This window comes from Catenovulum sp. SX2 (genome assembly GCF_052056295.1).
Taxonomy (GTDB): domain Bacteria; phylum Pseudomonadota; class Gammaproteobacteria; order Enterobacterales; family Alteromonadaceae; genus Catenovulum.
Window position 1 is genome coordinate 3,091,003 of the sequence record NZ_CP182493.1, and the last position, 23,730, is coordinate 3,114,732.

At 41.1% G+C, this 23,730-nt stretch carries 18 protein-coding genes; 13 read left to right on the forward strand and 5 right to left on the reverse strand.

All coding sequences use genetic code 11. The features are described 5' to 3' along the window. Nucleotides 1-24 precede the first annotated feature (24 nt). From ACMZOO_RS12890 to ACMZOO_RS12910, 5 genes are all read left to right on the forward strand, one after another. Nucleotides 25-10,356, forward strand: coding sequence for an Ig-like domain-containing protein (locus ACMZOO_RS12890; protein ID WP_440903742.1), 10,332 nt, complete (start codon nucleotides 25-27; stop codon nucleotides 10,354-10,356). 23 nt (nucleotides 10,357-10,379) lie between these two features. Beyond that, nucleotides 10,380-10,823 (forward strand): hypothetical protein, encoded by a 444-nt coding sequence (locus ACMZOO_RS12895; RefSeq protein ID WP_440903743.1) that lies wholly within the window; start codon nucleotides 10,380-10,382, stop codon nucleotides 10,821-10,823. Further along, the gene (locus ACMZOO_RS12900; protein ID WP_440903744.1) at nucleotides 10,789-11,646 is read left to right on the forward strand and encodes a DsbA family protein; all 858 of its coding nucleotides are present in this window, start codon (nucleotides 10,789-10,791) and stop codon (nucleotides 11,644-11,646) included. Before ACMZOO_RS12895 ends, ACMZOO_RS12900 begins: the two co-directional genes overlap by 35 nt. 265 nt (nucleotides 11,647-11,911) lie before the next feature. After that, nucleotides 11,912-12,085, forward strand: coding sequence for a DUF2986 domain-containing protein (locus ACMZOO_RS12905; protein ID WP_440903745.1), 174 nt, complete (start codon nucleotides 11,912-11,914; stop codon nucleotides 12,083-12,085). 5 nt (nucleotides 12,086-12,090) lie between these two features. Next, a complete protein-coding gene (locus ACMZOO_RS12910; protein WP_440903746.1) occupies nucleotides 12,091-12,633 on the forward strand; it encodes a YaeQ family protein in 543 nt (180 codons plus the stop codon). A 78-nt stretch (nucleotides 12,634-12,711) separates the two neighbouring features. On the opposite strand, the gene ACMZOO_RS12915 is transcribed toward ACMZOO_RS12910, so the two are convergent. From ACMZOO_RS12915 to ACMZOO_RS12925, 3 genes are all read right to left on the reverse strand, one after another. Next, complete coding sequence (locus tag ACMZOO_RS12915; protein WP_440903747.1) at nucleotides 12,712-13,086, reverse strand: DUF6768 family protein; 375 nt, start codon at nucleotides 13,084-13,086, stop codon at nucleotides 12,712-12,714. Nucleotides 13,087-13,096: 10 nt separating this feature from the next. Continuing rightward, nucleotides 13,097-13,621: an RNA polymerase sigma factor gene (locus ACMZOO_RS12920; RefSeq protein WP_440903748.1), complete on the reverse strand. Its 525-nt coding sequence runs from the start codon at nucleotides 13,619-13,621 to the stop codon at nucleotides 13,097-13,099. 67 nt (nucleotides 13,622-13,688) lie between these two features. After that, complete coding sequence (locus ACMZOO_RS12925; RefSeq protein WP_440903749.1) at nucleotides 13,689-14,294, reverse strand: HAD-IB family hydrolase; 606 nt, start codon at nucleotides 14,292-14,294, stop codon at nucleotides 13,689-13,691. 551 nt (nucleotides 14,295-14,845) lie between these two features. On the opposite strand from ACMZOO_RS12925, the gene ACMZOO_RS12930 reads away from it, so the two are divergent. The 4 genes from ACMZOO_RS12930 to ACMZOO_RS12945 all read left to right on the forward strand — a co-directional run bounded on the left by ACMZOO_RS12930 (nucleotide 14,846) and on the right by ACMZOO_RS12945 (nucleotide 18,788). Further along, nucleotides 14,846-15,298 carry an SRPBCC family protein gene (locus ACMZOO_RS12930; protein WP_440903750.1) on the forward strand — a complete coding sequence of 151 codons (453 nt, stop codon included), beginning with the start codon at nucleotides 14,846-14,848 and terminating at the stop codon, nucleotides 15,296-15,298. A 7-nt stretch (nucleotides 15,299-15,305) separates the two neighbouring features. Further along, the gene (locus tag ACMZOO_RS12935; RefSeq protein WP_440903751.1) at nucleotides 15,306-15,734 is read left to right on the forward strand and encodes an NUDIX domain-containing protein; all 429 of its coding nucleotides are present in this window, start codon (nucleotides 15,306-15,308) and stop codon (nucleotides 15,732-15,734) included. A 163-nt stretch (nucleotides 15,735-15,897) separates the two neighbouring features. Further along, nucleotides 15,898-17,337: an energy transducer TonB gene (locus tag ACMZOO_RS12940; RefSeq protein WP_440903752.1), complete on the forward strand. Its 1,440-nt coding sequence runs from the start codon at nucleotides 15,898-15,900 to the stop codon at nucleotides 17,335-17,337. 26 nt (nucleotides 17,338-17,363) lie between these two features. Further along, nucleotides 17,364-18,788 (forward strand): energy transducer TonB, encoded by a 1,425-nt coding sequence (locus ACMZOO_RS12945; protein WP_440903753.1) that lies wholly within the window; start codon nucleotides 17,364-17,366, stop codon nucleotides 18,786-18,788. A gap of 7 nt (nucleotides 18,789-18,795) precedes the next feature. Here ACMZOO_RS12945 and ACMZOO_RS12950 read toward each other — a convergent pair whose 3' ends face one another. Together ACMZOO_RS12950 and ACMZOO_RS12955 are read right to left on the reverse strand one after the other, a co-directional pair. Beyond that, the gene (locus tag ACMZOO_RS12950; RefSeq protein WP_440903754.1) at nucleotides 18,796-19,275 is read right to left on the reverse strand and encodes a CreA family protein; all 480 of its coding nucleotides are present in this window, start codon (nucleotides 19,273-19,275) and stop codon (nucleotides 18,796-18,798) included. 42 nt (nucleotides 19,276-19,317) lie between these two features. Beyond that, nucleotides 19,318-20,097, reverse strand: a complete 780-nt coding sequence (locus tag ACMZOO_RS12955) for an IclR family transcriptional regulator (RefSeq protein ID WP_440903755.1) — start codon at nucleotides 20,095-20,097, stop codon at nucleotides 19,318-19,320. A 221-nt stretch (nucleotides 20,098-20,318) separates the two neighbouring features. Between ACMZOO_RS12955 and ACMZOO_RS12960 the strand changes: the two genes are divergently transcribed. From ACMZOO_RS12960 to ACMZOO_RS12975, 4 genes are read left to right on the forward strand one after another with little or no spacing between them, the layout of a single operon-like run. Continuing rightward, nucleotides 20,319-20,630 (forward strand): UxaA family hydrolase, encoded by a 312-nt coding sequence (locus tag ACMZOO_RS12960; protein ID WP_440903756.1) that lies wholly within the window; start codon nucleotides 20,319-20,321, stop codon nucleotides 20,628-20,630. Continuing rightward, a complete protein-coding gene (locus tag ACMZOO_RS12965) occupies nucleotides 20,627-21,814 on the forward strand; it encodes a UxaA family hydrolase (protein ID WP_440903757.1) in 1,188 nt (395 codons plus the stop codon). Before ACMZOO_RS12960 ends, ACMZOO_RS12965 begins: the two co-directional genes overlap by 4 nt. A gap of 11 nt (nucleotides 21,815-21,825) precedes the next feature. Beyond that, the gene (locus tag ACMZOO_RS12970; RefSeq protein ID WP_440903758.1) at nucleotides 21,826-22,839 is read left to right on the forward strand and encodes an aldo/keto reductase; all 1,014 of its coding nucleotides are present in this window, start codon (nucleotides 21,826-21,828) and stop codon (nucleotides 22,837-22,839) included. Continuing rightward, the gene (locus ACMZOO_RS12975; RefSeq protein ID WP_440903759.1) at nucleotides 22,836-23,729 is read left to right on the forward strand and encodes an amidohydrolase family protein; all 894 of its coding nucleotides are present in this window, start codon (nucleotides 22,836-22,838) and stop codon (nucleotides 23,727-23,729) included. Before ACMZOO_RS12970 ends, ACMZOO_RS12975 begins: the two co-directional genes overlap by 4 nt. The last annotated feature ends 1 nt before the right edge of the window (nucleotide 23,730 follow it).

A 23,730-nucleotide genomic window follows, 5' to 3' on the forward strand; every position in this document is an offset into this window, starting at 1 on the left:
AAATACAGACTACGGTATCAGCTAATGAAAAACTTTATCCAGACTGGACGAATACTGCTGACAGCCTGCTTTTTAAGTAGTGCTTTGGTGACAGCCACCAAAGCTGAAGAGTTGGATGAAAACTGTGTGGTGAATATTTTAAACCGCACTATACAGGTGGCAGAAGATGGTGGCTGGTCACTACCAAACGTACCTTCTAATCAAGGTGCAGTCAGAGCTAGGGCAACTTGTGTTGGCGAAGAAGGCACTACTTTATCCGGTCAATCAGGTTATTTTAACCTGCTTACCAATGGCATAACTCGGGTTGGCGAAATTCAATTCGTTGAACAAGAGCCTGTGCCGGTACGCATAAGTTTTTTAACCACAATTCAAATTAGCCTAACCGCACTTGGGCAAACTTATCAACTTGACGTTACCGCCGAATATCCGGGCGGTTTATTAGACAATGTTACCGCTGCCACCTCTGGAACCAATTACACCAGTTCTAATTCTGCGGTCGCGAGTGTTAACGCCAATGGTTTAATTTCTGCGGTTGGCAGTGGTAACGCATTAATTACTGCTAGCAAAGATGGCCAAGTGGCAACACGTTTAGTTAGAGTCAGTTTCACTGGTGATCAGGATGGAGACGGTTTACCCGATGATTATGAAAGCGCTAATGGATTAGACCCGAACGATCCGGCAGATGCATTTGAAGATAGAGACAACGACGGCTTAAGTGCGTTAGATGAATATCTAGCAGGCACAGACATTGATTTAGCCGACACAGACGGTGATGGCATAGACGATGGTGAAGAAATTATTGAAGGTGAAGATGGGTTTATTACCAATGCATTATTAGCAGATTCAGACGGTGATGGTTTATCTGATTTTGTTGAAGTGACATTAGGCTCATCACCAACAGATAGCAGCGAAGCCGATTATCAAAATGCGATTACCGCTATTAGTGTTGTACCCGAAAATGTGGTGATGACTTTTAACGGTATCGACAGCGAAGTCAGCACTCAACTAACTGTGACAGCAACAGTATTAGATGGCACAAGTTTAGATGTTACCGCTAAATCAAATGGCACCAGTTATCAATCGAGCGACTTAGCCACAGTCAGTTTTGGTATTACCGACGGACAAATATTTGGTGGTGCGGAAGGCAATGCTACAGTGACAGTGTCTTTGTTTGATTTATCGGTTGAAGTGCCAGTAACAGTTGAAAGTTTTCAACCAGCCGGCATATCAACTTTGTCATTTAGTGGCACTGCTTATGACAATGATGTGCAAGGCGATTATGTCTATATAGCTGCCGGTAGTGCAGGTTTACACATAGTCGATACCAGCGACAAAACCAACCCTGAAATTGTCAGCACATTAGTCACCAGTGGTACAGCTAGAGATGTCAAAGTTGTTGGCACTTATGCTTTTGTTGCTGTCGCAAATGCGGGTTTGGATATTATTAATATTGCTGATGTCAGCCAACCTACTTTAGTCAGCAACATAGGCAGTAATGGGATTGCGGTCGACTTAGCTGCCCAAAATAGCCATATATTTGTCGCCAATGAGAGTGGTGGTTTTGAAATATTTAATGTTGAAGATGTTTCTGCACCATTTAGCGTGGCTAAACTAGATAATTTAGGCAAAATTATCGGCGTGGATGTCTCAAACGATAGAGCCGTTGTTGCCAATAGTTCAGCTGTAATCGTATTAGATATTAGTGATTTAGCTTCACCTATGCGCCTAGGTAGCATCAATATAGGCAACATTCGTGCTGTGGTGATGGACGGTGATTATGCTTATGTCGCCTGTTATACCTGTGGTTACAAAGTCATAAATCTTAGCGACCCAATGCGCCCAACTATAGTGGGTGGTGATACACGTTTTTACCCATCGGATGTTGAATTGACCAATGGCTTTGCTTTCTTTAGCGACATCTTGTTTGTTAATGCTGTGCCTTTTGTCAACATAGCCGATCCTGAAAATTCTATCTTCCAAGGTGTGATTGATATTCGTCAGTTCGGTGATAGAGATGCAAACTCACTATCGATTGATGCTGGGTTTGTTTATTCAACCGCCACCAGTCGATTATATATTTCGCAATATCGAATCTTAAATGACAACCAAGGTATCCCCCCGAGCGTTGAAGTAATATCACCACCTGATGGTGATGTTGTGGTTGAAGGCAGCCGTATTTTAGTCAGAGCAGAAGCAACAGATGATGTGGCAGTTGCAACTGTGCAAATACGGGTAAATGGCACTATAGTTGCCTCGGATACAACCAGACCATACGAAGTACCTATTACTGTACCAGCTGGCATCACCAGTATGAATATACTGGTCGAAGCGGTCGATTTTGGTAACAATGTTGGCGACGATCTGGCGTTGTTAACCGTCGAACCAGACGAAGACGGCGATGGTTTAGGTGACAATGAAGAGGTATTTACTTGGAATACAGATCCTGAAAACCCAGATTCAGATGGTGACGGTCTACTTGATGGTTTAGAAATAGAGTTAGCAACAGACCCGCTCGACACAGACTCAGATGACGATGAAAGAACCGATGGTGATGAAGTCGCCGCTGGCACAGATCCACTTAATCCGGACGTCACACCACCTGAAGTGAGCTCAATTGACCCAGCAGATGCAGCGACCGATATTTGTGAAAACAGCAATATAAGTGTGATCTTTAATGAAGCTATTTTACGTCGTTCGTTAACCGATCTCAGTATTCAGCTAATTGCTGAAGACACCACAGTGTTATCTGGTGTGCAAAGTTTAACAACTGGCAATACTGAGCTGATATTTAATCCAACCAATTTGTTGGCGGATAATAGTAGCTACACAATCGAAGTCAGTGGCGTTAGAGACGAAGCTGGTAATCCTTTGGCTGAAACTTTTACTTCAACCTTTACCACAGGTAATTGTGTTGATGAAGAAAGACCAACTCTGATTGATATCAGTCCAGTTAATGGCAGTTCCAATATTCCAGTGAATGCCGTGATCACTGCGATTTTAAGTGAGCCAATCGATCCTGTAACTGTTACTGAAGACACTATGTATGTGGTTGACCAATCTAGTGGTCAACGCATAGGTGGTATTTTAGACATAGCAGAAAATAACTCAGCGATTTCGTTTATTCCGAATGTGCCTTTGTTGGTTGGCCGTCGTCATTATGTTTACCTAACCAGTGGCATTCAAGATACTTTCAATAACCCCTTTGTTGGTACATCACGTTGGTTTGATACCTCGTTTGATATAGATGGCAGTGGCCCACAAGTGGTTGCGACTAGCATGCTCGACGAAGCAACGGATATTCCGGTCAATGTCCAACCAGCTGTGCGTTTCAATGAAGCAGTAAATGCGCTGTATTTAACCCAAATCCAATTGCTTAACTCAGTTGGTGCTGAGGTTGCTGTCAGTCGCAGTTTAAGCAATGACAGACGCAGAGTTGTATTGTCGCCAGTACAAAATCTTAATGCCAATGAAAGTTATACCTTATGGATAGACGGTGTGCAGGACTTAAGTGGCAACTTGTTAGCTAATCCTATTGAAATTAACTTTATGACCAGTGATGTCGCCGACACTGAAACTGGCTCAGCGATACGTTGGAGTATTCCAAATAATTCACGCGATGTTGCGCGTAACCCATTATTGGCGGTTGAATTTTCAGAAGCTATCGATCCTAGCAGTGTTAACTCCAGCAGTTTTTATTTATACGACAGCAGCACCAATTTATCGGTTGCTGGCCAACGTATACTCAGCGAAGATGGTCGCAGATTAACCTTTGTACCAAATCAACCTCTCCGTGAAAACCACCTGTTTTATTTATACGTTGGTTATTCACCGTATTTGCAAGACTTAGCGGGTAATTTGATTGCACAAAATAACTATCATTATTTTTATACCGGCCGTGATTTAGACAATGAAACTCTTGCCGTTAGTGCCAGTAATTTAGGTATGGATAATGACCAAGCGCCGCTCAATAGCAGAGTGGTCTTGTATATGGATCAAATTATCAGCGACAGTTGTCCGATAGCGGATGCGGTTCAGTTGGTGGCAGGTGAAGAGCAAATTGCAGTTGATACGGCCCTTGCGAATGATCGCCGCACTATTACCATTACGCCGCAAGAAAATCTCACAGCCTTGACTGAATATACCTTAACCCTAGATGGTTTATGTGACTATGCGGGTAATGCATCTGAAACATATCAATTGTCTTTCACCACAGTTGATGCCGAAGCTGAAGATACTAGTGGTCCAAGTTTATTAGATATCAGCCCTGCCAATGCAACGTCAGATATAGATGTAACCACTCAAGTTGTATTGACCTATGATGAGCCGATTGATTTACGCTCTGCACCACCAATTAAAGGTGCTGGCATTACAGTGCCTGGTAGTTATCAAGTAAATGGTGCGGTAATTACCTTTACCCCAGATATTTTATTACCTGGCAGTACACGCTTTACCGTGGAGCTTTATTACAATGTACCTGATTTAGCAGGCAACACACGTTATGGTGGTACAAGATACTTTGATACCCAAGTAGTTGAAGATACCCAAGTACCGAGTGTCTTGGCAATTTCACCAGCGGATATGTCGAATGATATTCATCCTGCACAAAATGTGGTGTTGTCGTTTGATGAACCTGTTAATTTAAATACGTTAAATGCCAATAACTTAGCACTGTTCTATAACGGCTCTGTGCTCAGTTCTAATATTTTCCGTTCGGCTGATGGACGTCAAGTGACGCTATCTGCTTCATTGCCGCATTCAGCAATTGTTTCTGTGGTCATGACAGACGGTGTGCAAGATTTAGCGGGTAACGCGATAGTTCCGTTTGTGAGTTCGTTCACCACAGGCGTAGCCGATACCGACAATACTCGCCCACGCATCATAGCGCAGACGCCAGTTAATGGTTCAAGTGGCTGGACAGATATTAATCAAGTGTATTTCTACACAGATGAAGCTGTGGATGAAAGTACTTTAGCCGATGCATTTAACCTAGCTGAAGATGGTGTGTTAGCTCAGGTTGAAATTGATGTGTTAGGTGATGGCCGCACTATACGTGTGACTAAAGATACAGATTTTAACGACAATGCGTTAATTCAATTGTATTGGGATAGCAGTGTATTAGATTTATCTGGCAACCCATTACATGCGCATAACTCATACTTTAATACCTCAACCACCACAGATAATTTGGGTATTAGACCTAGAGTTGAATCTTACTTCCCGAACAATGGCAGCCGAGGTACGCCATTGAATGCCATTATCTTAACGCGCTTTAGCGAAGAAATGGATTTAACCAGCTTCACCAGCGAAAGTGCCATTCTCTATAATGTCACAGACAATTGGAGTGTGATGCCTCGTACCATTACCTTAGATGATACAGGGCGAATTGCACAGGTAGTTGCTGATGATGGTTTAGTTGCCGACAACCAATATTATTTATGGTTCTCGACCGCCTTGTTGGATACAGATGGCGATAATTTACAAGGTAACTCAGCAACTTATTTCCAAACTGATGCTGATTCAATTGTCGATGATACCCAACCAACAGTTGCAGCTATGAGTCCACCAGATGGTGAAACTAATGTCGGCACCAATGCTTGGTTTGCGACACGCTTTAGTGAACAAATTAATCCAATAACCTTTGCAGCAGAAGGTGCGATTAATGTGCAGTTTGCGGAAAACAATCTAACTGTGCGTTACAACATGTTGCAACCTTTGGCGAGCGAAAGTGAAATTACTGCTATGAGTCCTGAAATGGCGGATTTAGCCGGTAATATGGCGGTCGGTAGTCAAACTCAGTTTACCACCACAACAGGCCCAGACTTTGTTCAACCTAGCGTGACAGATGTATCCGTATTTAATAATCAGCAAGATATTGCATTAAATAGTGCATTTGAATGGACCTTTAGTGAGCCAATCGACCCTATTAGTGTGACTAGCTCAGGCGTATATATTTACGACAATGTTGATAGAGTGACTATTGCCAGCAGTTATGAATTATCCGCTGATGGCAAACGCTTAATCTTAATGCCTGATCAAGCACTGTTAGCTGGTCGTCAATATTATATTTACGCCTACTACATGCGCGACTTGGCCGGTAACAATTTAGGTAATCACTATAGATATTTCACTACAGGTTTTGCTGAAGATGTAGTTGCACCTGAAGTGGTTAACACCAGCATAATAGATGGTCAAACAGAGTTACCAACCAATGTTAGATTAAATGTGCGCTTTAGCGAAATGCTCAATCCACTTGATTTAGGTGGCATTGTCTTAACCGACTCTAGTGGTCAAGTTGTGCCTGTGCATATTAGTTTAAATCGTGGACGCCGTTTAGTGAGCTTAGTCCCACGCCACTTATTGGCACCAATGCAAGATTATTTGTTAACCATAGAAGGTGTGTCTGATTTAAGTAGTAACCAACAAGTTGAAACGCTAATGCTCAACTTCACAACAGGTGCAACGGTTGATTTAACTGCTGGAAGCATAGTGCGCTGGAGTATTCCAAATAATACCCGTGGTGTTGCACTCAATCCTAACCTTGAAGTGCACTTTAGTGAGCCTGTTGATAAAGCAACTATAGATACGGATACCTTCTATTTATACGACAATGATGCGCGTATTAGTGTTGCTGGTGAGTGGGTGTTGTCAGCTGATGGTTTAACCCTTAACTTTGTCCCTGACGAAGCGCTTAGAGCAAATCATCTACATTATTTTTATGTGGGTTATTCACCTTATTTACATGATTACGCAGGAAATCGAGTTGGACAGAATAACTATCACTATTTCTACACAGGTGACAGTGCAGATGAAGCTGCACCTGAATTAGAGCAAATTAGTGTGGTTGAAGGGGATACTGATGTACCGGTAAATGGCCGAGTTGTGATTGTGCTTTCTGAGCGCCTCAGCGATACCTGCCAAATAGCACCTGCCTTTAGTTTAACTACTGGCGGCGAAGCGGTTGATATTCAAGTATCAATGGAAAACGATAGACGAACCTTAACCATTCAAGGCCAACAAAACTTGCAAGCTGCTACTGAATATCAATTAGCCGTTAATGGTATTTGTGATTATTCAGGTAATGAGTTGGCGCAAACTTTAGTTAACTTTACCACTTTGGTGAGTGCTGATGCGGATAGCTCTGGACCGAGTTTATCGACTATTTCACCAATTCATCAAGCAACCGAAGTTGAGGTTGAGTTAACTGAAATTGTGATGACTTTTGATGAAGCAATTGATGCGCGCAGTCGTCCGCCAGTTACAGGTGGTGGTATTACAGTACCTGGTCAATATACGGTTGAAGAGAATGTTATTACCTTTGTTCCGGCTATTACGCTAGCAGGCAATACTCGCTATACCATCGAGCTGTATTACAATGTGCCGGATTTAGCCGGTAATACTCGTTACCTTGGTACACGTTACTTTAATACGCAAGAAGCTGCTGATTCCGTTGCACCAACTGTTAGTGCAATATCACCTGCAGCGGATAGTGTTGATGTGAACCCAGCACATAGTGTAGTGCTGAGTTTCAGTGAACCTATGTTATCTAGCAGTATTACTAATCAAAATATTGCTCTGTATGCGAACGGTGTTGTGATTACACCAAGTGTATTCCGTTCGGCTGATGGCCGCGATGTGACAGTTTCAGCTTCGTTACCTCATGCAAGTTTAGTCAGTGTTATAGTGACTGAGAATGTTCAAGACCTAGCTGGCAATGCAGTTGCGCCATTTATCAGCTCATTTACCACAGGCACAGTGACTAATGATGTCACACGTCCAACTATAGTGACGCAAATTCCAGCCAATGGTAGTTCTAATTGGATTGGCTTAGAAGAAATTACCTTGTATGCATCTGAAGCCCTAACTTTGGCGAGCATAGATGCTGCAATCAAGGTGACTGACGATGGAGTATTGTTACCTGTAGATGTGGCATTAATGGGCGACGGTCGCACTATTCGTGTAACACCAACTGATGGTAACTTCCCAGATTCTAGTCGTATCAGTTTATACCTCGACAGTTCAGTTGTGGATACCACAGGTAATGCGCTGCAAACCTATAGTAGTTATGTTAATACCAGTGTGGCGACCGACGGAGTAGGCGCTCAGCCAACAATTGTCGCTTATCATCCAGTTAATAATACTGCGGGTGTACCACTGAATCCGATATTAACCGCACAGTTTACCGAACCGCTAGATAGCAGCACCTTCGGCTCTGAAACCATTATTTTATATGATGTCACAGACAATTGGACTGTATTGGCGAGCAGTGCTGAGCTAGATGCAACTGGCACCATAATCCGTGTAACCCCTGATGCAGCTTTAGTTGCGGATAACCAATATTACGTTTGGTATTCAAATGCAATTAAAGATACTGATGGTGATAATTTACGCACTAATTATGCGACTTACTTTAACACAGCGGCAGATGCAGTTGCGGATGATAGACAACCTATGATCAGTAGCTTAAGCCCACCTGATCAACAAACAGGTGTTGGGGTGAATACCTTGTTTGCTGTACGTTTTGATGAACCAATGAACCCACTGACTTTTGATTATGCTGATGGTGCCAACATTAGTGTGCAGTTTAGCGAAAATAACCAAGTGGTGATTTACCGTAAATTAACCCCTCTACCTTCAGAAGCTGAACATACAGAAACTTTTGCTGGCATGTTGGATATGGCGGAAAATCAAGTGGTAGAAGATTCTACGACCTTTACTACACTAGCTGGGCCTGATTTTGTTAGACCTGAGCTTGTAGATGTTGCTTATAGTAATAATCAACAAGATGTGGCGACTAATCCTGTGGTGGAATGGATATTCAACGAACCAATTGATCCAGTTAGTGTAACGGCTTCTGGTGTGTATATGTACAACAATACCACCAGAGAAACCATAGCTTCTAGCTCACAATTGTCCGCGGATGGTATGCGTTTAACTACTGTACCTGATGAAGCACTAGATACCGCTAGTCAGTATTATGTCTATGCTTATTATATGCGTGATCTTAGCGGTAATACCCTGGGTAATCATTATCGTTATTTCACCACAGGTGCCGCTGCAGATGAAACAGCGCCAACAGTTGTTAGCACAAGTGTGACAGACGGACAAAGCGGTATACCTGTTAACTTACGCTTTAACGTACGCTTTAGTGAATCGCTCAATCCGCTGGTGGATAATGCAGTGAGTTTACAAACTGCTTTAGGTGTAGATGTGCCGGTTAATCTATCGCTTTCTCGTGGCCGCACCTTGTTAACCATAGTGCCAAAACAGTTATTGATGGCTGATACTGACTACAGCTTAACTGTGACAGGTCTCAAAGATATCAGTGGCAATACATTAGCAACTGATTTGGTGGTTGATTTTACGACCAGTGGTACCGGCGACTTCCATACCAGTGGCGTGGCACATTGGGGTATACCCAATAATAACACCCAAGGTGTGGCGCTGAATCCATTGTTGCAAGTGCATTTCGCTGAGCGGGTGGATAAAACCACAATTGATGGCAATACCTTCTATTTGTGGGACAACACAGATAGAGTGACCATCGCCAGCAGTTGGGATTTAACCGCAGACGGTATGACTTTAACTTTAACGCCAGATGATTTGTTAACCGCAGAACATACTTATTATTTGTATGTTGGCTATAGCCCTTACCTGACTGATTTATCCGGCAATCGTATCGCAACAAATAACTACAAATATTTTGTTACTGGTACGGATACTGAAGCGGATGAAACAGCACCAGCTGTAAGTCGCAGCAATATTGCAACTGGCGAAACTGACATGCCGATTAATGGCCAGCTAGTATTAGAGATGTCAGAGCCATTAAGTGGCGCTTGCATACTTGCCAATGGTATTGACCTGACCTTAGGTGGCGAAGATGTTGCTACAACACTGAGTTTAACTAATGGCCGCAATATTTTAACGGTAAAAGCTGCCGCAGGTTTTGCCACAGAAAGCAGTTATCAATTGGCATTAACAGATGTTTGTGACTACGCTGGTAATAAGTTAACAGACTATACTTTGAGTTTCACCACTAATGCGAATAGCAGTAATGATACTGGCGGCCCAACACTACAAACAATAACGCCTGAGCATAACAGCACAGGTATTGCGGTTGGCAGCAATATAGTATTGGATTATGACGAAACCCTCGATTTACGCGCAGCGCCGCTGTTAAAACAAGGCGGTAACTTAGTGGCGGTTAGTTATACAGTTAATGGCAGCCAAATTACGCTCGACCCTGATGAAGACTTACAAGCCAACACTCAGTATGTTGTTGAGCTGTATAACTATGTGCCAGACTTAGTGGGTAATACACGAAATGGTGGCACGCGTACTTTTACCACAGCGGAATAAAGCAATAGGAATATGTGATTAATATGAAAAAGTTAAAAGCAATATTCATAGTCTTCATAGGTGTATGTGTTGGTGTGCTTTTGTATCAGTTATGGCCGACTGAACAAGCCTCCAAACATTCACCTTCGGTGCAACAGCAACAGGGGGGAGGCGGTGATGTTGAGCAAGTGCAAAATTTGCCGCAAGGAGTTGACTCATCTCAGCAAGATCTGGTGGATAACAAACCTGAAAGTGTCACTGACTCCGCCAAACTGTTGAGTGAGCGCAAACAGCAAGTTGCGCTCAAACAAGCTGAAATTGAAGTTTTGATGGCTGACTTGGATGAAAACTTAAGTGACAGATATAAAAAGCAACAAATAGAACAAAAGCTTCATCAGAAATTGGCTGAGTATAATGAACTTGTGTTACCTATTGCGTTACAGCAAATGCAGCATGAGCAGCAAGTTAATATTGATCAAGCCAATTAACTGGCTGTTTATAGCTGTATTGGTGGTTAACCTGTTGCTGCCTGCGCGGGCGCAGCAGGTGATGCCAATACCCGATCCTGTCACTCAACAGGCTTTTTTACTCAATAGCTGGCGTGCCGACCGACCAAACTTATTAGTGTTTAAAGATCCATTTTGCTCCTACTGTATTAAGGTAATACCCAAACTTGACCAACTCGCTGGCTACAATATTTATCTATTTTGGGCACCCATATTAGGCTCTGCTAGTAAACAAAGAAGCAGTGAATTTTTTCAATGTCAGCGCCCAGTCAGTGAAGCTATATTGGCCGCAGTTGCACAGCGGCAAAAACCACAATGTGATGGTGAACTACAGAGTGATTTAATGGTACAAAACACTCAATATGTCGACGCTTATCAAATTAATGCTGTGCCGAGTTTTTATTTACAAGGGCAAAAAGTATCACTGGCGCGATTGCTTGAATATCAACAGTCGACTGCCGCCAGTGTATTTGGCGTTAAACCCGACTGGCAGCGATTTACTAAGTTGCAGCAACTCCCTGCTTGGCAAGCAAAAAACTTAGTGCTCTTGATAGCAGAACAAGACGCAGGCAAAACGGCACAACTACTCAAACAATATCAACCAGAATACGTTATTGCCGATTTAACTGTGCTTACACAAAATCCACAATTATTGGGCTGCAGCGACAATTCAGACAGCTGCTTTTCGCAGAAAATCACTCAATACCAAACCCAAAAACAACTGTTTATGCTGATGTTTGGCGACAGTCTTAACCTTTCACGTAGCTCAGTGATTGAGCGCAATGGCACACATCTTTATTTGTAGCTGAGCACATTCTAGTTTGCCTTAACCAAATTTTTACTTTGTATAGGGTAGAGTCGTGTTCGTGGGTTACCACATTTTGTTGTGTGCAAAAGCCTTTGTCATGTGTGGACAAAGGCTTTTTATCTAAATACCCCCTAGAAAGCAGGTTGTTATCCAGAGTTCAGGTTAAATATCTCAAGCTAAACCATTTATCCACGCATGCTTATCTATGCTTTTTTGTATATAATTTAGCGCAATTCCCTTCTTTGAATCTAAGTTGTTTGAAATGAACCGCAAGAAAAAAATTTTTACCATTTTGAAAAAACGCGCGAAAAAAGCCAATGCTAAAAATGTACGTAGCTCCAAACCCAAATATATTTCAAAGGCTGAACGCGAGAAACAAGCGTTAGAAGCGGCTCAAGTAGAGCAAACTGACACTGCTAAATTAATTGAGGAATAAATCCTGTGGCATTAAAAGCAACAATATTCAAAGCCAAATTAAACATAGTGGATGTGGACAGAAATTATTATCAAGATCACGAATTAACCATAGCGCAGCATCCGTCGGAAAATAATGCTCGCATGATGGTGCGCTTATTAGCTTTTATGATGCGCGCCAGCGAAACTTTGTGTTTTAGCAAAGCACTGTCGTCAGATGATGACGAAGCTGAGTTGTGGGATAAAAGTTTAAGTGGCGAAATTAATTTATGGGTAGCATTTGGCCAGAGCGACGAAAAGTGGTTGCGTAAAGCCTGTGGCCGCGCCAAACAGGTATTGTTAATTACTTATGGTGGTAAAAGTGTGCCAATCTGGTGGCAACAAAACCAGCAAGCGTTGGCGCGTTATACTAATTTAACCATTATTAATATTCCTGAACCCAGCGTACAGGCGCTGGCTGAACTTGCACAACGCAATATGAATATTCAATGTAATATCACAGATGGCGAAATTTGGTTATCAACAGACTCTGCTAGTGTGACTATTAATCCTGAGATTTTAAAAGCCTAATTGTATTGAACGAATAGAAATTAGGTGGACTAAGCTGCGCAAGTAAGCCCACCTTAATTGAGTTGAACTGTATAGAACTTAACTCTCTAACCTTTTATATAAGCGCTCAACTGCTAGCTCTAAACGTTTTATTTCACGCACCGTCGAATTGCGGTTCATTTCCATAAAAAACCATAGTTTCAACATAGCTTGAATAAATAAACTGACAATAAACCAAATACCCCAATGTATTTTATCAATAACTAATTCGGCCATAACAAACTCATAGCCACACCAAAGTAATAAAGCAGTGGCGATAACACCGGCAATACTGGCTATGATTAACCAAATGCGCAACGCGCCGCGGTACGAGTTATTTATCATGCCAAAAATACCCGGCTGTTGCGCAAGTATCGCGTCTAGTTGTTGTGCTTCTTGCTGTAAAGACTGTTTAATTTGCTCATCAAGTTTCATATCGCTTCTCCTAATCTTCCAATAAGGTTTTTAACTGTTTACGTGCTCTATCGAGTCGAGATTTAACTGTGCCAACTGGAATACTGAGTACAGCGGCAATCTCGACCATTTTCATTTCATCCAAATAAAATAAGTGCAGTACTTGTTGTTCAATGTCGCCTAACTGCGCAATGGCTTTGGTCAATTCATCGCTAACATTACTTGCCTGTTTGTTTTGTGCTGCAACATCATCAAGCTTGTCTGTGATTTCATTGTGATCGACTAGCTGTTGTTTTCTAGCTAAGTCGGTTATGCGCCAACGCAAGTTTTGATATAACCAACAGCGAAACGCGCTGGGATCATTTAACTTATGCAAACTTTTGGCTGTGTTTAACCAAGTTTCCTGCACGGCATCTTTGACCAACTCTGGGTTCGCACATAAACGATAACCAAAATGCAGCAGTGGTTGGTTAAAGCTACTAACCAATTTTGCAAACGCCGCTTGGTTGCCACTTTGTGCTGACATTACCAGTAAATCAATTTCCGCTTGTTGCACTGAATTCCTTAGCTTATATGGGGTTTGTTATTAGAGACGAAGCGAATTTTAAAAAGGTTCATATGAATCAATTATCATAGTTTGATATAGGCTTGCCGCGATAAAAGCGTACATCAGCCAATGCCAACATTTGTTTATCTTCTGGGGTATCACCATAGGCATATATTTGTTGGTAGTCGGCTAATTGAATTGTTTGTTTAATCAATTTGGCTTTGGTCTGTTTACTGCAATCTCCTTGTACGTAGCGTCCTGTATATTTGCCATTTTTTACTTCAAGTTCGCTGCAAATGAGCCTTAAGCCCATTTGTTTGCACCATAATTCTAAATAAGGATTTAGTGACGCTGAAACTAAATAAATAGTGTCACCTTGCTGTTGGTGCCACTTTATTTGTGCAATTGCACTTTGGCGCAAAACGCTGGGTATATATTCATCAACATATTGTTGGGCTGATTGATTAACTGCTTTGTGGCATCGGCCGATAAATGCGGCTTTGGCGACTAGGGGTCTAGTTATACTCGCCGGGAGAAGTTTTAGTTTGTATAGCAGTATGATCGGTAATAAACATAAACCAGCGATGATTAATCTAGTTTTAGGTGTGGCGTAGAAGATAAATTTGGTAAAGGTATCTTGCTTTGTGATTGTTCCATCAAAATCAAACAGTGCTAGATTCATGAGTTAATCTATTGGGTTAGCGTTATTGGTAAGGTTATATAAATAATGCGGCTTAGACAAATAGTGCAATATTGTCGGCCTAGGATTAGGTTTCTAACGCAGACTCGCTGTAAGTCCATCCGTGGAAGCTCGAGACAAATCATCCACGATTTGTACGGTCTGCTTATATAAACCTAACCCTAGTCCTATGAGCCGATAATGCTGAGCGATTTGCTAACCATGCAGAAGTTAGCAATTCGGCATACTTGTATTCAGCTTTGTGCAGTACTTAGATTAAATGTGCCGCGACAAAAATGTTCATAATATAGATGGGAGTGTTTCGAACAAAACTTCACAAGAGAGGGACATCTTGTGGGAGCGGCTCAAGGATGAGTTAAAAGCGATTTTGTGAGGAATACCCCATTTATATTATGTGTTGAAAGCACATAACCACAAGCGCTGTTCCCTAATCCATGGCTGCTCGCTGAATTTATGAAATTTTAGAAATTAGCAATTTAGCATACTTGTATTAAACTCTTGAGCAGTGCTGGTCGTTAGGCAAGGAGAACAAAATGCAAGTGAACGTAAGTGTTGATATCAAAGCAGATAAACAAAGCGTCTGGTCTGTTATTACCGACTTCAATAATGCAAAAAACGTTATTAATGCGATAACCGACTTACAAGTATTGGCTCAACCAGAGCAAGGACTAATCGGTTTTAAATGGTCGGAAACACGTAAAATGTTTGGCAAAGACGCCACTGAAACTATGTGGATCACCGACGCGGAAGAAAACCACTACTACCAAACACGTGCTGAAAGCCATGGTGCTATTTATATCAGCCGTTTGATTGTCGAAGAAATTGCCGATGGCACTAAACTCACCATGACCTTTAATGGCCAAGCACAAACACTATTCGGCAAAATAATGTCATGCTGTATGGGCTTTTTAATGAAAGGTTCGATGGAGAAAATGATCAAACAAGATTTGTTGGATATCAAACAGCACATTGAAACTAGACTATGAGCCATCAATGACAACAAGCCAATTATCAACAAAGGTTAAAGCTCGGGTAAGCTTAATAATCGTCAATCCTGAAAACGAAATACTTTTGATAAAACGTAGAAAAGATAACAGAGTGTATTGGGTTTTCCCAGGTGGCGGGGTTGAGGACGGTGAATCTTTGGCAGATGCAGCCATAAGGGAAACCTTAGAAGAAACATCACATAAATTAGTTAACGTTCTGCCGTTATTTTGTTTGCTAAACCATGGAAGACAAGAACACTTTTACCTTTCCTTTACAGAAAAATTTGATGCTAAATTGGGTCTAGGACCCGAACTAGAGACACAAAATCCGTTGAATCGGTATGAATTAATCTGGGCCAGTATCTCAGGTTTGGCTGCTCTTCCATTAGTGCCGAACGAAGCGAAGGAACTCGTTTTCCAATGGTACTTACCATGATAATCTCCGGGTGTTTTAAGAACTAAGTCCATACTGCGGACTAGCAATAGGTATGTTGATTTGTGATTGATTATGTTTTATTTTGACGTTTAAATTTAAGCTAATGGATAAGGTTTGATTCAAGGCTGAATAAAACCTAGCGCCATAATTTGGAATCAATCGTTTGAAAAATATAATTTTACTGCTGCTTAGCTTTTCTTTAATTGCCTGTATTAATACGCCTCAATATGACAAACATTGCGCTAGTCGCTCGGGTAAACCTCTCACTACTGACACAGTGAATAGTGTCGTTAAAGTTGAACCAATTTATCCTGCAAACGCAAATCAAGCTGGTTATGTACGGGCTCGATTCTCTGTGGATCAAAATGGTCGGCCGCAAAACATTAAAATATTTGAATCAGAACCAGCTGATTTGTACGACAGTGCGGCGATAAATGCAATAAAGCAGTGGCACTACACACCCGTTTGTCAGAATGGAATTTATGTAACAGCGCCAAATGATATTCAGCAAACTGAGGTGAAGCTGAGCTTTACATGGCCTGTGGTAACTATGGATACAGTTAATAAGGCACTGCAATATCTGAAAGCACACACAAATGATGTTAAGGCTGAAGATATAAACTTAGAGGCGTCTAGCGAAGCACTACAGCAAATAACCACTTACTTAGATAATAACCCCCACTTGTCAAATGAGACGCTAAAGATTTTGCGAGAAGCGCGAGGGTATGGACTAAAAGCGATAAATTTCAAAAGACACTACATCAATACCGACCAAATTGAAGAATCAACTGCTAATGAGCAGGATGCTGAGGTTAATAAACAAGAAGTTATGCTGGCAATTGACGACTTAGAATTTGTTAACCAAGCCAGACCATATAGTGAAAGATATCGAGATATGGCTGGTATGGCGAGCGTGTTACTAAAAGATTATCAACTAAGTAATAGGTACTACGAGTATTGTGCCGAGATGAAAAATGCTGCGTGCATGAACATACTTGCTGTTTATTCATTTTACGGAATGAAAGACAATGTTATTAATCCACAAAAAGCGATTTATTTGCACAAACAAACTTTTAAGTTAGCTACTAGTTGGGGTTGTGCAGGCTACTTTTCTGCATTGCATCTTGCTGAAATATCTTATTTTACTCAATTTAATACAGGTGATACTTGGCAGAACTGGTATAAAAAAGGTGAGCAGTTCTTGCCAATTCTAATAAAGGAATTTAATAAAGATGTGCCTTGTTCTTCAGCGTATGTTGGCTTACTTAAATACATATCCTATTTAGGAGAGGGTGTGGTCAAAACTGACTATCTTGACAACGCTCTGTCGTTAGAGCCTGCAGCCTGGGAAATAGAATTAATTAATGCATTAAAGGCCAATACAGATTTGAACCAGCCGAGCGAATATTTTTTCTCAACTAAAGCAGAGCCAACTCAATGCAATCTAGGCATGTTGTTGGTTACGTTTGCCCATGTTACAAATAATGACAAGCTTATAAAAATTCAAACAAATAACTTTACGGACTTGGATAAAACAGAATGTAAAGATGAGTATTTAATGCTTAATTACGCCAGTTGGTTACCAGAAAGTTCGGACATTTAGCCAGCTAAAACAGGGAGTTTACTTTCGTGAAAAATATCATTTTACTGCTAGTTAGTTTTTCTTTAATTGCTTGTGTTAGCACACCTGAATACGATTCATCATGCACTAGTCGTTCGGGCAAACCTATGACTACTAACAAAGTTAAAAGTGTTATGCAGGTTGAACCAAGATATCCTGCTAATGCTGATCAGCCAGGATTTGTCAAAGCGCGATTCAAAGTCGACAAAAAGGGTCATCCAAAAAATATAGAAATCTTTGAATCTGAGCCTGCTGGGATGTATGAAGATGCTGCTATTAAAGCGCTCAAGCAATGGCGTTATTCCCCTATATGCGAAAAAGGTTATTACCTAGCATCAGAAGAGGCGCAAAAAACAGAAGTTTTACTTAGATTTGATAATTTTCCAATTTCGGCAGATACAGTGAACACTGCTATGCGATATTTGAGAAAACATACACACAAAGCAAAAAGAAAAGAGATAGATATGGTCAAGTCGCTAGAAGCATTAGCACAAATTGATCAATTTATGTTAGAGAGACCAAATTTAAATCATGAATCCCTTCGTATTTTACGCAAAGCTAGAGGACTTGCTTTAATTGCGATAAACCACAAGCGAAATGGTGTTCACCAAGGGGAAGTTGATGGAGATGTGACCGATATAGGTGAGGTTAGTAAGAGTGAAATTAAGCTAGCGATAGACGACTTAGAGTTTGTTATGCAAGAGGCACCAGATAAGTATTTGTATCGAAGTATGTACTCTGCTGCGTTATTTCTGCTAGAGGATACTTTGCTCGGTAGCCGTTATCTAGAATATTGTGCTGAAATGAAGCATGCGGCTTGCATGAATATTTTGGCTTATAAAAATTTTTATGGGCAAGATGACACAGTTATCAATCCGAAAAAAGCAATTTACTTGCATACAGAAACCTACAAAACCGGCACTGAATGGGGTTGTGCTGGTTATTACTCATCCGGCTCTTTAGCTGAAACTGCCTATTTTTCACCCTATAAAACTGGTGATACTTGGCAAAACTGGCTTGCAAAAGCCGACGCCTTTTTTCCAAAGCTACAAGAAAGGTTTGAAAAGGAGCTTCCGTGTACTTCTGCAGATGATGAATTACTTAAATACCTGATGTATTTAGGCGAAGGGCAGCCTAAGCCCGAATTGTTGGATAACGCAATGGCGCTAGAACCCGAACCTTGGGAAATTGATTTCGTTAACGCGCTAAAAGCAAACAAAGCGGCTGAGCAGCCAATTGAATATTTTTATCAAACTAAACCAGATTCAAAACAATGCCATTTAGGCTTTTTATTAATGATATTTGCCTATTCATCAGGCAATGATGAGCTGATTAACATCCAACAAGGTAACTTTGCAAAGTTAGATAAAAACGAATGCGCTGATGAATATTTGCTGCTTAGTTTAGCCAATATGCTGCCCGCAGGCAGCTAATATCAGATTAAGGTTTCTCTACCGGTTCAACATACGCCGCTGTGCCCCACAGTGGCACTGTTGATAAACTATGTTTAAAACTGCCGTCGGTTTCTTTGGTGGTGTAGCTTAAATACAATAAGGTTTGATTTTCAGCATCATAAATACGTCTAACTTTCATAGTTTTGAAAAAGATGCTTTTCGACTGTTTAAATACAACATCACCTGATTTGCTTTTATCTATATTGGTGAGCATTTGTCCGGTAATTTCACCAGTTTGACGGCAGGAAATTGAGCTATCGCTTGGGTCGGATAAACTTAAATCAGCTTCAATAGAAGCAACATGGCAAGTAACACCGGGCACAAGCGGATCTTGCATAGACGATATTTTGATATCTTTAGTAGTAAATAAACCCAGCGAAACATCACCCACTTCTTTGTCTGAGCAGGCGCTTAAACTGCTTGCCAAAGCTGTGATTAATGCCGTTGTAATCAGTACATTTTTCATATTAATTCCTTGTTTGTACGTATTTTTATTAAGTTATACTTGCTAAAGGCTACCAGCATAAGCAACAGTTAAACTAGATAGTTTATTTGCGGCTGTCGCAATAATTTGTTGGGCTTGCTCAATATCCAATTTGGCTGCTTTATTTTTTAAATAAGGCACGGTTAGTACTGCGACAATATCGTCACTACTACCAGCATAAATTGGGTATGAAATATCAATTAAACCTTCAATTATTGGGCTGGCAGTTAATGCAAAACCAGCTTGGCGAATTTGCTGAAGCTCCTTGGTTAACTCAACAAAATTATACTCAGGCGCTTGCTCGGCTAAACGCTCAAAAGTTTGAGCCAAAACATTTGGGCTTTTCCATGCGAGTAAAACTTTTCCCGAGCCTGACTCATGTAAATACAAGTGATGGCCTAAATGCACAGTAAAACCAACACTTGCAGGGGTATCTGCTTTAGCAACCACCACCATACGATCTTGGCTTTCAACCGCAATATGGCTAGATTGAAAAATTTCTGCCGATAAGTTTTTTAAAATAGGGTAAGCAGATTCAATAAAAGTACCAACGGGCGGTACACGCACGCCCAAATCAAACAAGCGATTGGTAATTCGATAGTAATCAGAGCCTTCTTCTTTGGCTAAATACCCCATAGATTCAAGTGTTGTGATCATGCGGTACAACTCGTTTTTCGAGCGATTGAGTGCAGCCGAAATTTGCACCAACGACATCGCATCTTGTTTTTCAGCCAACAATTCTAAAATCTCAAATCCTTTTTCTAGCGCAGGCGCTGTGTAGGTTCGTTTGTTTTTTTCTTCCATCAATTCACTCTAGGTATATCTGTATTTAAACGGCTTAGATGCAGTGTGTGAAGCAGTGTAACCGAATCATAGTTATGCATGAACAACTAAAGCAAACATAACAAGAATTGTTCATTAAAAGAACTTTGTGTTTTATATATTAAATGTATTTCACTTGTAAATTATTTTAAATGTATTAATAATGTAGCTATATAAAAATTAATTAACAAAAATGTTGAGTTATGAGCGCCATTGATAAAAGGTTTGTCCTGTTGGATGCACGTGACAATGTACTTGTATGTTGTCAAAACAGCCCAAGTGGAGAGTTAGTGCAAATAGAACAGCTACAGGTGCCCTTGAGTTGCGAGATCCAAGTAGGGCACAAAATAGCTCGAACTTTTATTCGCAAAGGCGAAAAAATTATCAAGTATGGCGCACCTATTGGCTCTGCAACACAAGACTTAGCCATAGGTGAACACGTACATATGCACAATATGCAAAGTGATTACATTTCTAGCCACACGCGTGCTCAACAAGTGGAAAAACGTCAATGAAAGCTTATCTAAGAGCCGATGGGCAAAAAGGTATTCGCAATGTCGTGGTGGTGGCGTATTTAGTTGAATGTGCTCACCATGTTGCGAGAAAAATAGTGACTCTGGCGGACAATACCGATGTGCAATTAATTGGCTTTCCGGGGTGTTATCCAAATGAATATGCCTTGGATATGATGAAAAAACTCTGCACCCACGCTAATGTTTCAGGTGCTTTGTTGGTGTCGCTTGGTTGCGAAGGATTTAATCGCGAAGCGCTGCAACAACAAATTATTGCCAGTGGACGAGATTGCGAAACTTTAGTTATCCAACAAAATGGTGGTACTCGTTCAACCATAGATAAAGGTTTAGCATGTGTTGCTAATTTAGTTGCCAAAGCGCAGCAAACCCCTATGGTTGATTTTGCAATATCAGAGTTAATAGTCGGCACTATTTGTGGTGGCTCAGATGGCACCAGCGGCATTAGTGCCAACCCTGCTGTGGGGCGGGCATTTGACAAGTTAATTGCTGAACAAGCTACCTGTATTTTTGAAGAAACCGGCGAGTTAATTGGCTGCGAACAAATTATGGCAGACAGAGCAATTGATGATGAAGTTGGCCAAGCAATTATTGAGTGTGTTGAAAAAGCGGAAAATTACTATCGCATTATGGGTTATGGCAGTTTTGCCCCGGGTAATGCAGAAGGCGGTTTAACTACCCAAGAAGAAAAATCTATGGGCGCTTATGCAAAATCGGGTGCATCTAAAATTAAAGGTATTATCAAGCCTGGTGAAAAAGCCCCCGAGCATGGTTTATATTTAATGGATGTTGTACCAGACGGCGAGCCTAGGTTTGGTTTTCCAAATATTGCCGACAATGCTGAAATTGTTGAGATGATAGCATCTGGTTGCCACGTTATATTATTTACCACTGGCCGCGGCTCTGTAGTTGGCTCTGCCATATCACCAGTTATTAAAGTATGTGCAAACCCAGAAACTTACGCAAAATTAGCTGAAGATATGGATATAAACGCTGGCAAAATTATCTTAGGTCAAGCAAGTGTCGACTCGGTCGGTGAAGAAATTTACCAACTAACATTACAGTTAGCGCAAGGTGAAAAGAGTAAATCGGAAGCACTAGGCCATCAAGAATTCTTATTAACCTATAAACAGTTTCATAAGTTAGGACCGGCTTGTTTGCCGCATTAATGGAATAAACCATGATTAAAAACACAATTGCCAATACAGATATTCAAATTACCCAGCTCGGTTTAGGTTGTGCTGGGTTAGGCAATTTGTATCAAGCTGTCTCGGATGAATCTGTGCAGGCTACTCTTAGTCAAGCGCTTAGCTGTGGGATTAATTATTTTGATACAGCGCCTTATTATGGTTTTGGTTATAGCGAACGTAGATTAGGTGATGTATTGCGTGCGCAGCCAAATAACCAATATGTCATTTCAACCAAAGTAGGGCGTTTGCTGAAACCGAGTAAACAAGACGTCAGCCAAAACCGTCATGGTTTTGCTTCACCTATGCCATTTGAGTCTGTATATGATTATAGCTACGACGGGGTTATGCGTTCGTTTGAAGATAGCTTACAGCGACTTGGTTTAGACAAAATAGATATTTTGTTGATGCATGATATCGGTCAAGTGACTCACCAACAGCAACACGCTCAAATGTTTAAAACGGCTATGCAAGGCGGTTATAAAGCAATGGATGAGTTGCGTTCGCAAGGTTTAGTTAAAGCCATTGGTTTGGGGGTTAACGAGTATCAAGTATGTGAACAAGCTATGGATTACGGCTACTTTAATTGTTTTTTATTGGCCGGCCGTTACACCTTACTAGAGCAAGCTGCGTTAACCAGCTTTTTACCTAAATGCCTAGCGCACAATAGCTCTATTATTTTAGGTGGTCCATATAACTCGGGCATTTTAGCCAGTGGCACACAAACAAATGCACCTCTGTATTACAACTATGCGCCAGCTAGCCAGCAGATTATTGATAAAGTTGAACAAATCGAACAAGTTTGCCAACAATTTGCTATACCGCTTGCCGCCGCTGCTGTGCAATTTCCACTGTTTCATCCAGCTGTGGTTAATGTTATTCCGGGTATGAGCAGCGCCGAGCAAGTGCAAAATACAGTCACAAACTTTAACTTAAAGATAGATCCTGAATTTTGGTTAGCGCTAAAAAACCTAGGGTTAATTGCCGAGGATGCGCCCTGCCAATGAATGCATCACAACACATTCAATCATCAAAGCAGATTGCCAAAATAGATTCACATCAGCATTTTTGGTCTCTTGCTCGTAACGATTATCATTGGTTAACAGCTGAGTTAACTGAGCTGTATCAGGATTTTTTACCAGAGCAGCTAATGCCTTATATGCAGCAAGCAAATGTGCAAGCAACAGTATTGGTGCAAGCGGCTGAAACAACAGCGGAAACTCATTATATGTTGGCATTAGCCGCAGAGCACTCGTTTATTCGCGGCGTTGTTGGTTGGGTTAATTTGGCTGATGAGCAGGTATTTGCGCAGTTACAAGATTTTGCGAGTAATCCAGTATTTAAAGGTATTCGGCCAATGCTGCAGGATATCGACGATGATAAATGGATTTTACAACCTCAGTTTGCCGCCATTTTTGACTATTTAATTGCCGAAAATTTAACTTTTGATGCCTTGGTTTTACCAAAACACTTACCGCATATCTATCAACTAGCTTGTCAGTATCCACAATTAAAAATCGTAATAGATCACGCTGCTAAACCACAAATTGATGCAATTCATGCCGGTGATATTAAATCGTCCGCTTGGTTTTATTGGATGAATAAACTAGCGCAATTACCGCAGGTGTATTGCAAGTTATCTGGTTTAGTTACCCAAATCGCTAGCCCTAGCGACAAAGTTTATATAGACAATTTTGCCAAGGCGTTATTGCAAATGTTCACCAGTAAAAAGCTGATGTGGGGCAGTGACTGGCCGGTATTAAATTTAGCTTCTAATTACCAAGAGTGGCTGAGCATTAGTGAACAAGTGTTGCACTTGCTCAACCCGCAGCAGCAAGCCGATGTGTGTTTTAACAATGCAGTCGAGTTTTACAACTTACAACTAAATGTGGAATAAA

Excerpts from the sequence above, each read along its gene's own strand:
- ACMZOO_RS12890 (WP_440903742.1), top strand. The coding sequence starts at position 25 with ATGAAAAACTTTATCCAGACTGGACGAATACTGCTGACAGCCTGCTTT.
- ACMZOO_RS12895 (WP_440903743.1), top strand. The coding sequence starts at position 10,380 with ATGAAAAAGTTAAAAGCAATATTCATAGTCTTCATAGGTGTATGTGTT.
- ACMZOO_RS12900 (WP_440903744.1), top strand. The coding sequence starts at position 10,789 with ATGAGCAGCAAGTTAATATTGATCAAGCCAATTAACTGGCTGTTTATA.
- ACMZOO_RS12905 (WP_440903745.1), top strand. The coding sequence starts at position 11,912 with ATGAACCGCAAGAAAAAAATTTTTACCATTTTGAAAAAACGCGCGAAA.
- ACMZOO_RS12915 (WP_440903747.1), bottom strand. The coding sequence starts at position 13,086 with ATGAAACTTGATGAGCAAATTAAACAGTCTTTACAGCAAGAAGCACAA.
- ACMZOO_RS12925 (WP_440903749.1), bottom strand. The coding sequence starts at position 14,294 with ATGAATCTAGCACTGTTTGATTTTGATGGAACAATCACAAAGCAAGAT.
- ACMZOO_RS12930 (WP_440903750.1), top strand. The coding sequence starts at position 14,846 with ATGCAAGTGAACGTAAGTGTTGATATCAAAGCAGATAAACAAAGCGTC.
- ACMZOO_RS12935 (WP_440903751.1), top strand. The coding sequence starts at position 15,306 with ATGACAACAAGCCAATTATCAACAAAGGTTAAAGCTCGGGTAAGCTTA.
- ACMZOO_RS12950 (WP_440903754.1), bottom strand. The coding sequence starts at position 19,275 with ATGAAAAATGTACTGATTACAACGGCATTAATCACAGCTTTGGCAAGC.
- ACMZOO_RS12955 (WP_440903755.1), bottom strand. The coding sequence starts at position 20,097 with ATGGAAGAAAAAAACAAACGAACCTACACAGCGCCTGCGCTAGAAAAA.
- ACMZOO_RS12960 (WP_440903756.1), top strand. The coding sequence starts at position 20,319 with ATGAGCGCCATTGATAAAAGGTTTGTCCTGTTGGATGCACGTGACAAT.
- ACMZOO_RS12965 (WP_440903757.1), top strand. The coding sequence starts at position 20,627 with ATGAAAGCTTATCTAAGAGCCGATGGGCAAAAAGGTATTCGCAATGTC.
- ACMZOO_RS12970 (WP_440903758.1), top strand. The coding sequence starts at position 21,826 with ATGATTAAAAACACAATTGCCAATACAGATATTCAAATTACCCAGCTC.
- ACMZOO_RS12975 (WP_440903759.1), top strand. The coding sequence starts at position 22,836 with ATGAATGCATCACAACACATTCAATCATCAAAGCAGATTGCCAAAATA.